13 protein-coding genes are annotated in these 12,149 nt (G+C 39.2%); 11 read left to right on the forward strand and 2 right to left on the reverse strand.

The window, feature by feature from the left end; genetic code table 11:
* Positions 1-34: 34 nt before the first annotated feature.
* The 10 genes from nhaC (at position 35) to ribB (ending at position 9,788) form a co-directional block, all read left to right on the forward strand.
* A complete protein-coding gene (nhaC, locus tag AB657_RS05640; protein ID WP_047245599.1) occupies positions 35-1,528 on the forward strand; it encodes a Na+/H+ antiporter NhaC in 1,494 nt (497 codons plus the stop codon).
* A 240-nt stretch (positions 1,529-1,768) separates the two neighbouring features.
* Positions 1,769-2,413 carry a peroxiredoxin gene (locus AB657_RS05645; protein ID WP_047245600.1) on the forward strand — a complete coding sequence of 215 codons (645 nt, stop codon included), beginning with the start codon at positions 1,769-1,771 and terminating at the stop codon, positions 2,411-2,413.
* 77 nt (positions 2,414-2,490) lie between these two features.
* Positions 2,491-2,805: a thioredoxin family protein gene (locus AB657_RS05650; protein WP_047245601.1), complete on the forward strand. Its 315-nt coding sequence runs from the start codon at positions 2,491-2,493 to the stop codon at positions 2,803-2,805.
* The gene (locus AB657_RS05655) at positions 2,786-3,043 is read left to right on the forward strand and encodes a DUF6952 family protein (protein ID WP_047245602.1); all 258 of its coding nucleotides are present in this window, start codon (positions 2,786-2,788) and stop codon (positions 3,041-3,043) included. Before AB657_RS05650 ends, AB657_RS05655 begins: the two co-directional genes overlap by 20 nt.
* A gap of 121 nt (positions 3,044-3,164) precedes the next feature.
* Positions 3,165-3,671 (forward strand): thiol peroxidase, encoded by a 507-nt coding sequence (tpx, locus tag AB657_RS05660; RefSeq protein ID WP_047245603.1) that lies wholly within the window; start codon positions 3,165-3,167, stop codon positions 3,669-3,671.
* Between the two features lie 15 nt (positions 3,672-3,686).
* Positions 3,687-4,052, forward strand: a complete 366-nt coding sequence (locus tag AB657_RS05665; RefSeq protein ID WP_047245604.1) for a diacylglycerol kinase family protein — start codon at positions 3,687-3,689, stop codon at positions 4,050-4,052.
* Between the two features lie 61 nt (positions 4,053-4,113).
* Positions 4,114-6,492 carry an FtsK/SpoIIIE family DNA translocase gene (locus tag AB657_RS05670; RefSeq protein WP_047245605.1) on the forward strand — a complete coding sequence of 793 codons (2,379 nt, stop codon included), beginning with the start codon at positions 4,114-4,116 and terminating at the stop codon, positions 6,490-6,492.
* A gap of 2 nt (positions 6,493-6,494) precedes the next feature.
* A complete protein-coding gene (locus tag AB657_RS05675; protein WP_047245606.1) occupies positions 6,495-7,139 on the forward strand; it encodes a LolA family protein in 645 nt (214 codons plus the stop codon).
* 74 nt (positions 7,140-7,213) lie between these two features.
* Positions 7,214-8,656 (forward strand): LptF/LptG family permease, encoded by a 1,443-nt coding sequence (locus AB657_RS05680; protein WP_047245607.1) that lies wholly within the window; start codon positions 7,214-7,216, stop codon positions 8,654-8,656.
* Positions 8,646-9,788 carry a 3,4-dihydroxy-2-butanone-4-phosphate synthase gene (gene ribB / locus AB657_RS05685; protein ID WP_047245608.1) on the forward strand — a complete coding sequence of 381 codons (1,143 nt, stop codon included), beginning with the start codon at positions 8,646-8,648 and terminating at the stop codon, positions 9,786-9,788. The genes AB657_RS05680 and ribB overlap by 11 nt, the downstream gene beginning before the upstream one ends.
* 195 nt (positions 9,789-9,983) lie before the next feature.
* Here ribB and AB657_RS05690 read toward each other — a convergent pair whose 3' ends face one another.
* Both AB657_RS05690 and AB657_RS05695 read right to left on the reverse strand, forming a co-directional pair.
* Positions 9,984-11,177: a DegT/DnrJ/EryC1/StrS family aminotransferase gene (locus AB657_RS05690; protein WP_047245609.1), complete on the reverse strand. Its 1,194-nt coding sequence runs from the start codon at positions 11,175-11,177 to the stop codon at positions 9,984-9,986.
* Positions 11,178-11,203: 26 nt separating this feature from the next.
* Positions 11,204-11,554 (reverse strand): hypothetical protein, encoded by a 351-nt coding sequence (locus tag AB657_RS05695; RefSeq protein WP_047245610.1) that lies wholly within the window; start codon positions 11,552-11,554, stop codon positions 11,204-11,206.
* A gap of 147 nt (positions 11,555-11,701) precedes the next feature.
* On the opposite strand from AB657_RS05695, the gene AB657_RS05700 reads away from it, so the two are divergent.
* Entirely contained in the window at positions 11,702-12,100 is a 399-nt protein-coding gene (locus tag AB657_RS05700; protein ID WP_047245611.1) for a hypothetical protein, read from the forward strand.
* The last annotated feature ends 49 nt before the right edge of the window (positions 12,101-12,149 follow it).

Genomic DNA, 12,149 nt, shown 5'->3' on the forward strand with positions numbered 1-12,149 from the left:
AATATTACAGGATAACCAAAAACCTAGTTAATTAATGGCTGAGCAAAATACCGATGAGCACAGGGAGAATGAACGTATAGTAGAAAATAGAGAACTTAATATTTTTGAAGCATTGATCCCCGTTGTGGCCCTCGTGGGTATGTTGGCCTATAATGTGTATGTTTTTGGTGATGATGCATTAAGTGGATCCAATCAATTTATTTTGCTTATTGGAGGAGCAGTAGCGGCCATTGTAGGCTTTTTAAACAAGGTATCCTACAAACAAATGGTGGCCGAAGTGGCCGAGAACGTAAAATCTACCACTGGCTCTCTGTTAATATTGTTAATGGTTGGTGCCCTGGCAGGTACTTGGCTGATCAGCGGCATTATTCCGGCAATGATCTATTACGGATTGCAAATTTTGAATCCCACGATCTTCTTGGCCGCCTGTGTTATTATTTGCTCCATTATTTCCGTGGCCACAGGAAGCAGCTGGACGACCTCTGCCACTGTAGGTATTGCGCTGATAGGTATTGGCGAGGCCTTAGGAATATCACTTGGAATGACCGCCGGGGCCGTATTGTCCGGAGCATACTTTGGTGATAAACTCTCTCCTTTGAGCGACACCACAAATTTAGCGCCCGCAATGGCCGGTGGAGAATTGTTCAGTCATATAAAATATATGACACTGACCACCGTGCCTACTATTCTCGTAACCCTATTGATATTTGTAATTATCGGTTTTAACATAGACACTTCGGGGCAAGAACCCGATATAGCGGCCATACTAAACTCTATTGACTCCACCTTCAATATAAATGGCTGGCTCTTTATTGTACCCATAGTCGTAATATTACTTATCGTAAAAAAAACACCTCCATTGGCAGCCCTACTTATAGGTACACTTCTTGGTGGTCTGTTCGCCCTTATATTTCAACCTAATATTGTAGCGGGTCTTACCAATTCGTCCGAACTTACATTTGAGTCGGGTTACAAGGGTATTATGAATGCCATAACCGTGAACACCTCTATACCTACAGATAACGAAGCTTTAAACGATTTGTTTTCAGCAAAGGGAATGGCAGGTATGATGGGCACCATATGGTTGATAATATGCGCCATGGTATTTGGTGGCATTATGGACGGCATCGGCGCACTGGCCAGAATAAGCAGTGCTTTGTTAAGCTTGGCAAAATCAATGTTCGGTCTTTTTGCCAGTACCGTTGCCAGTTGTTTGGCCCTGAATATTACAGCATCAGACCAATACCTTGCTATAGTAGTTCCCGGTAAAATGTTCTCAAAGGCCTATGCAGATAAAGGCCTTGCCCCGGAAAACCTGAGTAGAACATTAGAGGATTCGGGTACGGTGACTTCCGTATTGGTTCCATGGAACACCTGCGGAGCATACCACAGTGGGGTATTGGGTGTTGGGGTAGCAGAATACTTCGCCTTTGCAATTTTTAATTGGTTGAGCCCAATAATGACCTTGATTTTTGCCGCCTTCAACATCAAAATAAAACAACTGGCATCGAAAGTAAACCAAGGGTAAAATTTTTCAAAAATTTAACAAAAATCTTGATTTACACATTAGTCATTTTTAAGTGTCGTCTATTAACAATTACTCAAAAACCACCCCTTTAAATTTCAACATTACCACTTATTCAAAAACGCCCATTCACTTATTTGAAAAAATTATTATTGCATTGATTTTTCCTATTCGGAATATAAAAAATAACCCCTATTGATTATAACTTTGCTTCAAAATGAATCAAATAAATAATTATAAAAAATGGCTTACGTAGGTAAAAAATTTCCGGATTTAACAGTTAACGCAATGAATGATTTGGGCGATACATTCCAAATAAACGTTTTGGAAGAAGCTCAAAAAAACAACAAAAAAGTAGTATTGTTCTGGTATCCAAAAGATTTTACTTTTGTATGCCCAACAGAACTACACGCTTTTCAAGAAGCACTTAAAGAATTTGAAAAAAGAAACACCATGGTCATAGGTGCTTCTTGTGACACTGCAGAAGTACATTTCGCTTGGTTGAACACCTCTAAGGACAACGGTGGTATTGAAGGGGTAACTTACCCTATTTTAGCGGACAGCAACAGAAACCTAGCTTCAACATTGGGTATTTTGGACATCACCAATGAAACTTATGATGAAAATACCGGTTTGGTATTGGTAGAAGGTGACAACGTAACATACCGTGCTACTTATTTAATAGATGAAGAAGGTACTGTTTTCCATGAAAGCATCAACCATATGCCACTAGGTAGAAATGTAAACGAATACCTTCGTTTGATCGACGCCTATACACACGTACAAAAGAATGGCGAAGTATGTCCGGCTAACTGGGAAGAAGGCAAAGAAGCCATGACTGCGAACAGAGACGGTGTTGCCAACTATTTGGCTGCACACGCCAACTAACAATTAACCATTATCAGGACACGTTACACTAATTACTTTGGTATTAGTGTAACGTGTAAACACAAAAAAATATCAAAATGGTACTAGAATTAGAAAAAGATAACTTGCAAGAAATTATTGCCGAGAACAAAAATGTGGTAGTTCAATATTCTGCGGGTTGGTGCGGTAATTGTAGAATAATGAAGCCTAAATTTAAAAAAGAGGCTACTACCCATGAGGACATTACCTTTGTAATTGCCGATGCCGAGAAATTTCCCGAAAGCAGAAAATTGGCCACGGTAGACAACCTACCCACTTTTGCGGCGTTCTCTAACGGAGAATTCAAAAATCAGGTTCAGACCAATAAATATGATGTTCTAAAAGAATTGATCAATGAAGTTGCCAGTAATTAAACATTTGACCAATTTTATTGAAAAGAACGATGAAGACTACTTGGTCGAGACCATAGAAACCTTGGAGGATTTAACGGAAGTTTCTTCATTAAAAGATGAAGAGCTGGATGTTATCGGCGAATTGATCTCTAACATGTACGGTGCTTTAGAGGTTAACAAGGCCATCAAGGAAGGAGTGCCCAAAAAAGAGGCTTTGAACAGTTTTATGTCCAGGGTCATGGGTTCCATAGACTCTTAGTACAGGTTTAACATTTTATTTAAACGGCCACTCATAAAAGAGTGGCCGTTTATTTTTATATTCACTTACATATCCTCTTAATATTTTATAATTTCACACTTTAAACATAAAATCACTGATTATGGCTACCGTAACCCTAAAGGGAAATGAAATACACACATTAGGAAACTTACCGGAAAAAAAAAGTAAGGCTCCTGATTTTGAATTGACAAAAAACGATTTATCCACCGTAAAACTTTCAGACTATAAAGGATCTAGATTGGTATTGAACATATTTCCGAGTGTAGATACTGGTACTTGTGCACAATCTGTACGACAGTTTAACCAAGAAGCCGCTGAATTGGAAAACACCATCGTTCTTTGTATATCTAAAGACTTACCGTTTGCGCAAGCTAGGTTTTGTGGAGCCGAAGGCATAGAAAATGTTGAAATGCTGTCCGATTTTAGGGATGGTAACTTTGGAAAAGCGTACAACCTAGATTTCACTGATGGTCCCTTGGCTCCCTTACATTCCAGGGCTGTAGTGGTACTGGACGAAAATGGCTCGGTACTTTATACAGAACAGGTATCTGAAATTGTTGACGAACCCAATTATAAAGCCGCTCTTGAAGCTTTGATGGATTCTTAAATCCGATAAACGAACATGTCCAAAGAATCTTTTTTGGTAAACCGCATTAAGAGCGTGGGCTTCGCCTTGCGCGGAGCCCTATTGTTGATCAGGACCGAGGCAAGTATAAAAATTCAAATTTTTATTGCGATCGTAATGACGGCGGCAGGCTTTTACTTTGAGATTTCCAATACCGAGTGGATCTTGCAAATATTTGCGATCGCCATGGTATTGGGGGTCGAAGGCATGAATACGGCCGTTGAAAAAATATCCGATTACGTACAGCCAGATTTTGACACAAAAATTGGCTTTATAAAAGATATTTCGGCAGGTGCGGTTATGCTCGTATCCATTGCATCGAGCATTATCGGCTGTATTATATATTTTCCTAAAATTTTTTAAAAATTATAGTCTGATGGCTTAGGGGGTAAATTTGTATTTTTGCCCCCAGAATAAAGATTTCATGGCAAAGAAGGCAACTAAAACAAAGCCCAAGGCAAAATCGGCAAAGAAAGGCAATCCCTTTAAACTATCTAAACAGAATAAAATTATTCTGGGTAGCTTATTGATACTTTTCAGCATCGCCTTGTTTTTCTCTTTTGTTTCTTTCTATTTTACATGGCAAGACGATCAAAGTATACTTTCAGAATTCAAAAACCGTAACGAAGAGGCCAAAAACCTTTTAAACAAGTTTGGTGCGAGCATCAGTCATTTCTTCGTGTACAAAGGATTTGGGATCGCGTCGCTTATATTCCCTTTTCTTCTATGCCTCTCGGGTATCTATATGTTTTTAGGACTTGATAAAAAAGGATTATGGAAAAAATGGATCTGGGGATTTATTTTCCTGATCTGGTTTTCTATAGCTTTTGGTTTTTTTGCAGTGAAGAGTCCTTTATTAGGTGGACTTGTAGGATATGAAATGAACGATTTTCTACAAGATTATACTGGTAAAATAGGCGTTCTTTTACTACTGGTATTTGGACTGGTATTTATTATGGTCCGTTTGTTCAAAGTAACACCAGAGGACATTGCCGCTTTCTTCAAATCCAAAAAACAGCAATTATCATCAGAATTCAAAAATCAAAAAGAAACAGAAGCTCCAGAAGAAGCACCTATAGTAAGTGATGAAGATGAGACTCCTGTTATTATAGACACCTACACCCATAAAGAAGAGATTCCACATTTAAAAAAGGAAAACGAAAATAAAGATTTGGAAATTGCTTTCCCCAAAGAACCGGAACCTAAAGAGCAGTTGTCCATGGAAGTGGAACAAATTGTGGAAGAGCCCGAAGAAGTAGATGTACTTGCAAACAAGCTAGTGGACGATTTTGGCGAATTTGACCCCACCCTGGAACTTGGTAATTATAAATTTCCTACGATAGACCTTTTAGATGCGCATGGGGTAACCGGCGGCATTACAATAAACCAAGAAGAGCTTGAAGAAAATAAGGACAAAATTGTAGAAACCCTTAAAAACTACAAAATTGGAATTGCCCAGATTAAGGCGACCATAGGTCCTACGGTCACTTTATATGAAATAGTTCCCGAGGCCGGTGTCAGAATTTCCAAAATCAAAAATTTGGAAGATGATATAGCACTATCATTGGCCGCATTGGGCATTCGTATCATAGCGCCTATTCCCGGTAAGGGAACCATAGGTATAGAGGTTCCAAATAAAAATGCGACCATCGTTTCTATGCGTTCGGTAATTGCATCGAGCAAATTTCAAAAAGCGGAAATGGAACTTCCCATCGCCTTTGGTAAGACCATTAGCAACGAAACTTTTGTTGTAGACCTTGCCAAAATGCCCCACTTACTAATGGCAGGTGCTACGGGCCAAGGTAAATCTGTAGGTTTAAACGCCGTACTTACTTCTTTGCTCTATAAAAAGCATCCTGCGGAAGTGAAATTTATCTTGGTAGACCCAAAGAAAGTGGAACTCACGCTGTACAATAAAATTGAACGCCATTTTCTGGCAAAGTTACCAGATTCAGAAGAAGCCATCATTACGGACAATACCAAGGTGATAAACACCTTGAATTCTCTTTGTATTGAGATGGATAACCGTTATGAGCTTTTAAAACTGGCCATGGTGCGAAACCTTAAGGAGTACAACACAAAATTTAAGGCAAGAAAACTAAACCCCAACGATGGGCATAAGTTTTTACCATATATAGTCTTGGTCATAGATGAGTTTGCCGATTTGATCATGACGGCGGGCAAAGAAGTCGAAACACCGATTGCAAGGTTGGCACAGTTGGCAAGGGCCATCGGTATACATTTGATCGTAGCGACCCAAAGACCATCGGTAAACGTAATTACGGGTATTATAAAGGCCAACTTTCCGGCACGTATCGCCTTTAGGGTAACATCGAAGATAGATTCCAGAACTATTTTAGATGCACAGGGAGCCGACCAACTTATAGGTCGTGGTGACATGCTCTACACCCAAGGTAATGATGTAACCCGTATTCAGTGTGCCTTTGTAGATACTCCCGAAGTTGCCAAGATCACAGAATACATAGGTTCTCAAAGAGCATACCCAGAAGCTCACGAACTGCCAGAATATGTAGGTGAAGATTCTGGCACGAGTGTTGATTATGATATTGCCGACAGGGATAAAATGTTCCGTGAGGCTGCCGAGGTAATCGTAATTGCCCAACAGGGATCCGCTTCGTTGATTCAACGAAAGCTTAAACTGGGGTATAACCGCGCAGGTAGAATTATAGACCAATTGGAAGCAGCGGGAATCGTGGGTCCTTTTGAAGGCAGCAAAGCAAGACAGGTGCTTGTACCGGATATGGCCTCCCTGCAACAATTATTGGATAACGAAATAAATTAAAAATGAAAAAAGTATTACTTGTATTAACCATTGTTCTTTCTGCTAATTTCTTAAGTGCCCAAAACTCTGAAAAAGCAAAAGCCTTACTGGACGAGGTTTACAAAAAAGTAAAGAGCTATGATAATATTTTCGTAGACTTTAGGTTTGACCTAAGAAATTCTGAAGCTGGCATAAATCAAGAAACGAGAGGAGACGTAACCTTGGCAGGAGAAAAATATGTTTTTAACTACCTAGGGTCCAAACAGCTTTACGACGGAAACAAAGTATATACCATAGTCCCAGAAAACGAAGAAGTTACCATAGAGGACCTTTCGGAAGATGAAGACGCCATGACACCCTCTAAAATGCTTACATTTTACCAAGAAGGCCATAACTACGAGTGGGATATTCTACAAAATGTACAAGGCAGAAAAATACAGTATATAAAATTAACCCCGATTGATTCTGAAACGGAAATCAAATCTAGATTGTTAGGTATAGACATGGGCACCAAGCATATCTATAGATTGATCGAAACTGGTAAGAACGGTACCAAAACCACTATTACTGTTAATTCTTTTAAAACAAACCAACCACTGTCATCTACCTTATTTACTTTTGACGAGGCTAAATATAAAGATGAAGGGTACTACATCTTAAGAAACTAGGAAATTTGAGAATTCTAGACCGGTATATATTATCAAGGTTCGTATTCAATTTTGTCAGTTCGTTTGTAATATTGATGTTCATCTTCATATTTCAAACGATCTGGCTTTTTATTGATGATCTCGCCGGTAAAGGCTTGGATATAATCATTATCGGAAAATTTCTTTTCTACTTAATGCCAGATCTTACTGAAAAAGTGTTGCCCTTGACCGTGCTACTGTCGTCCATTCTTACTTTCGGCTCTTTTGCCGAAAGTTATGAGTTTGCGGCTATGAAGGCTTCGGGCATATCACTGCAAAGGTCTATGTTGAGCCTTATCGTTTTTGTAGTTCTTTTAGGCGGTGTTACCTTCTTTTTCGCCAATACGGTCATACCATTATCACAACGAAAAATCTACAACCTTAGAAAAAACATAGCAAAGGTAAAACCCGCGGCAGTAGTTGCAGAAGGCGTATTTAGCGATTTTGAGGGCATGAACATTAAAGTAGATGAAAAATATGGTGAAAACGACCGATATCTAAAAAATGTAATCATTCATATTAAAAACAAGGGTAATGTTAACAGCACGGTAATTAAGTCTGAGAAAGGAGAACTTATCAGTAGTGAAGAGTCCGATATAATACAATTGGTCTTAACCAATGGCCATTATTATGAAGATATAGATTCTAAAAAGAACAGATTAAAATATCCACATGCAAAGGCAGCATTCGACACCTACACGATGAATATTGAAGTGCCCGAACTGGATAAAGAGGATTTAGAGGCCGAGCGGGATATCAGCACCGATAAAATGAAAAATATATCTCGGTTAAGAAAAGATATAGATTCTTTAAAGCAAGACAATTATAGGATCGTAAGGGCTTTTTCCAAAAATATGGAAAGCCGTATGGGCGTCTTCGCCCCACTTGACCCCAAGGACACTTTAAAAACAAAAACCGCGTTACAAAAGAAGCAAGATTCTATCAGACAGATAAAATTAAATCTTTATAGGGCCAACAAGGCAAAGCAAGATTCGGTTAAGGAGAGTATTTTACACCTATTTCCAGATTGGCAGCAAATACAGGTGTTAAGTGCCGCCAAAAACAATACCACCAATATATTGAACTCCGTGAGGGGAAAGAAAGAAGAGATGCAAAAACGATATAAGATATATAACATGCATATACTATCGTTACACAATAAATTTGCATTGGCCTTTTCTTGTATCATATTATTTTTTGTGGGAGCCCCCTTAGGGGCTATTATTAGAAAAGGAGGATTGGGCTTACCCATGGTTATCGCAATTATCTTATTTTTAATCTATTATTTTATTGGCGTTTTTGCCGGTAATTATGCCAAAGAGGGAAATATACACCCTATGTTGGGCGCATGGCTCTCTACCCTTATTATGTTGCCATTAGGCGTATTTTTAACCAAAAGGGCTACCGAAGACAAGGGAATGGTTAATTTTGGGGTGGTTACGGATTTCTTTAAAAACCTATTTAAGAAAAAAGACAAAAGTGGATCAGATGACAACTAGTGCTCCGGATAAAATAAAACTGAATACCATTGAAGAAGCTATTGAAGATATTCGCAATGGCAAGGTTATTATTGTCGTGGATGACGAAAACCGGGAAAATGAGGGTGATTTTTTAGCCGCCGCAGAATTGGCGACTCCGGAAACCGTTAATTTTATGGCTACCCATGGTAGAGGTCTTATATGTGCACCATTAACAGAAGGCAGGTGTAAAGAACTAGGCCTTCATATGATGGTAAGCAACAACACCGACCCCATGGAAACTGCATTTACCGTATCTGTAGACCTTAGGGGCCACGGTGTTACCACTGGTATTTCTGCCGGCGATAGATGTAAAACGGTATGTGCACTGACCGATGAAACCATCAAACCACACGATTTGGCAAGACCTGGGCACATTTTTCCCTTGGTAGCCAAAGAAGGTGGGGTACTACGTAGAACAGGGCACACAGAGGCCGCTATAGATTTTGCCAGACTTGCAGGTCTAAAACCCGCAGGTATGATCGTAGAGATAATGAACGAAGATGGCAGTATGGCGAGGTTACCGCAACTTATTGAAGTTGCCAAAAAGTTTGATCTTAAAATCGTTTCCATTGAGGACTTGGTTGCTTACCGTATGGAGCACGATAGTTTAATAAACAAAGAAATAGATTTCGATATTACCACAAGGTTCGGGGAGTATAGATTGCGTGCTTACAAGCAAACTACCAATAACCATATCCACTTGGCTTTAACAAAAGGGGCATGGAACTCAGAAGAGCATGTACTAACACGTATCAACTCTACCCTTATAAACAACGATATATTAGGAACATTGACCAACAGTCCCGATAAAAAACTGGAAGATATGTTCAATGCTATCAATAACGAAGGAAAAGGAGCTATTGTGTTTATAAACCAAGACTATGAATCGTTGAACCTCCTATCTAGACTATCGGAACTGAAAGAACTACAAAAACAAGGTATTTACAAAGCACCTAAAATAGATATGGATGCCAAAGATTTTGGTATCGGTGCTCAAATACTACATGATCTCGGTATATCAAAAATGAGGTTATTGACCAATAGTCCCCAAGCCAAAAGAGTGGGAATTGTCGGTTACGGTCTAGAAATAGTAGAGTACGTTTCTTACTAACGATATGGACAACTAAAAAAGATAGGCCGGTGTTTTACACTGGCCTATCTCTTTTTTACGCTCCCACTATTTTACATCATTAGATCACTCACAACTAAGTAATCCTTCACTGGCGCTAAATTCCAATTCGAATGGGAATTCCATTTTTCCAATAGGTAGCTTCCGTGCTTTTGCCTTTTTTACAAAATAAAATACCTACAATAGACTACCAATGATCTCTTTCATTTTTAGTGCACGTGCCTTTACTTCTTCCTCTGACCAGCTCAACTTAATTAAACAAGAAATGGTTTTACCCACCCACTTGTCGGACAATGAAAAATCGGATGCACTATAGTCCGGAAGCTGATTTCTTACTTCTTGGGGTAATTTTCCCAAAGATTTTAAATTGGTCAAATGTTCCCATTTTCTATAATAGTGCCAATTATTATCAAACCAATAAAAACAGGCATCGACTCCCCCGTTGGTAAGAGAGCTATGTATTTTTCTGGCAAGGTCTCCAGAAGGCAAAAAGAAACTGAGAAAAGAATAATTCTCTACGCCATTGTCGGGTACACGTCTAAAAGTCACCCCTTCAATTTCTTCCAAACTGTTTCGAAGAATACTGTAATGTCTTTTCTGAGTATTTAAAAATTCGTCCAATCGTTGGATCTGTGCGCAACCCACAGCGGCGTTCAATTCCGAGATTCGATAGTTATACCCTAAAAATGGATGGGACTCCGCCCCCCTATTATTCCCTATATGATCATGCCCATGATCCGAATAGTGGTCCGCATTAGTGTAGTACTTTTCATTATCGGTAATCAAGGCACCACCTTCACCACATGTAATGGTCTTTACATAATCGAACGAAAAACAGCCTATATCTCCATAACTACCCAAGGGTTTGCCCTCATAGCTGCCTCCTATTGCCTGGCATGCATCTTCTATCAATAATAGGTTATGATTGTCGCAAATTGCTTTTAAACGTTTTAGATCGGCCATGGATCCACACATATGTACGGGCATAACTACCTTGGTCTTCTCGGTAACCGCTTTTTCTACCGAGTCCGGGTTCAAGGTTAAGGTATCGTCTACATCTACCAAAACAGGTACGGCACCAATAGCCAACACAGCCTCAAAACTGGCCACAAAAGTAAATGTGGGCATAATTACTTCGTCACCGGCCCCTACTCCGGCACTTGCCAACGCTACGGTCAAAGCGGCCGTTCCACTGCTTACTACCTGCGCATACTTTACCTGCATTCTTGTGGTTAGTGCCTTTTCTAACTCCTTGGCTTTCCAATGCCCCTGGCGCATTCCATCAAAACCGTAGCGCATCAATACCCCAGAGTCCAATACATCATTTACACTTTCTCTTTCTTTTTCTCCAAAAAGTTCAAATCCTGGCATAGTTCTATTTTAAAATTAAAAATAAGTCAATTTTCCATGGATTTAAAGAATCTATAGATTTTCACTTTTTCCTCAATGGTAAATTCCTTCTCCTCAAACCAATCGTAGGCCGCAATTTTTTCGTTTTCAATTTGTGCCCTTCTTATGGCATCTAACGAAACAATATGCCAGTGTACTCCTTTTTGTCGTGATACGGAATATCCCACATCTTCAGTTATGTACGATGCCTTTGGTTGGTTTATTAGTCTAACCCCGTTCTTTAAAACAGCCAAGGTCTTGGTAAGTCGAACAACTTCTGAAAATGAATATCTGACAAAATCATCAAACCCATTTTGTTTGGTATTATAAACTTTATCGCCAACTTCTAATTTCTTCATAAGGTTCAAAAGTCTGCAAAAGTAATTGTTGACTTTAATACTAAATTCAATTCCGATAAGAAATTATTAACATCTATAAAGCTTCTGTTGCCACATATATTCGTTTTATGCTCCTTTATCTCACTACTTTTTTATAACTTCGTATTAGTGAGCAAAGTAATTTCCATATCAATTTCATTTTTAATTCTGCTACAGAGTTTTGGACTGCATACAGATGATATTGCCCAAATTGATAATTTTATCGAGCATGCGAAGTTTCATAGTGAACAATATGGGGACAATGTTTTAGTTTTTATATCAAAACATTACGGGGAACTCAAGGCGGAACACGACCGCGAACACCAAGAAGAAAAAGAAGAACATGAGCAGTTGCCTTTTCAGCACCATTGCCATTTGACTTCTGTGGTTGTATATACAGCAAATTCCTTTAACCCCGAACTGGGCTCTCCTCTATTTTCAGAGTCCAATAGTAGCAATTTCCATTATCAGGCACCTTCTTCTTCTTTGCATGCAATGGGCCTGTTACAACCACCTCGGCAGTCATAATCAACAGTTTTATTTTTTAGTAGCCCCTGGAAATTTCACAGGGTATTTT

It is taken from the genome of Maribacter thermophilus (genome assembly GCF_001020565.1).
In the GTDB taxonomy this organism is placed as follows: Bacteria; Bacteroidota; Bacteroidia; order Flavobacteriales; family Flavobacteriaceae; genus Maribacter; species Maribacter thermophilus.

What these genes read in the sequence shown, in the direction of transcription:
- AB657_RS05680 (WP_047245607.1), top strand. Translation starts at nt 7,214, where the DNA reads ATGTTCATCTTCATATTTCAAACGATCTGGCTTTTTATTGATGATCTC.
- ribB (WP_047245608.1), top strand. Translation starts at nt 8,646, where the DNA reads ATGACAACTAGTGCTCCGGATAAAATAAAACTGAATACCATTGAAGAA.
- nhaC (WP_047245599.1), top strand. Translation starts at nt 35, where the DNA reads ATGGCTGAGCAAAATACCGATGAGCACAGGGAGAATGAACGTATAGTA.
- AB657_RS05655 (WP_047245602.1), top strand. Translation starts at nt 2,786, where the DNA reads ATGAAGTTGCCAGTAATTAAACATTTGACCAATTTTATTGAAAAGAAC.
- AB657_RS05645 (WP_047245600.1), top strand. Translation starts at nt 1,769, where the DNA reads ATGGCTTACGTAGGTAAAAAATTTCCGGATTTAACAGTTAACGCAATG.
- AB657_RS05650 (WP_047245601.1), top strand. Translation starts at nt 2,491, where the DNA reads ATGGTACTAGAATTAGAAAAAGATAACTTGCAAGAAATTATTGCCGAG.
- tpx (WP_047245603.1), top strand. Translation starts at nt 3,165, where the DNA reads ATGGCTACCGTAACCCTAAAGGGAAATGAAATACACACATTAGGAAAC.
- AB657_RS05695 (WP_047245610.1), bottom strand. Translation starts at nt 11,554, where the DNA reads ATGAAGAAATTAGAAGTTGGCGATAAAGTTTATAATACCAAACAAAAT.
- AB657_RS05670 (WP_047245605.1), top strand. Translation starts at nt 4,114, where the DNA reads ATGGCAAAGAAGGCAACTAAAACAAAGCCCAAGGCAAAATCGGCAAAG.
- AB657_RS05665 (WP_047245604.1), top strand. Translation starts at nt 3,687, where the DNA reads ATGTCCAAAGAATCTTTTTTGGTAAACCGCATTAAGAGCGTGGGCTTC.
- AB657_RS05690 (WP_047245609.1), bottom strand. Translation starts at nt 11,177, where the DNA reads ATGCCAGGATTTGAACTTTTTGGAGAAAAAGAAAGAGAAAGTGTAAAT.
- AB657_RS05675 (WP_047245606.1), top strand. Translation starts at nt 6,495, where the DNA reads ATGAAAAAAGTATTACTTGTATTAACCATTGTTCTTTCTGCTAATTTC.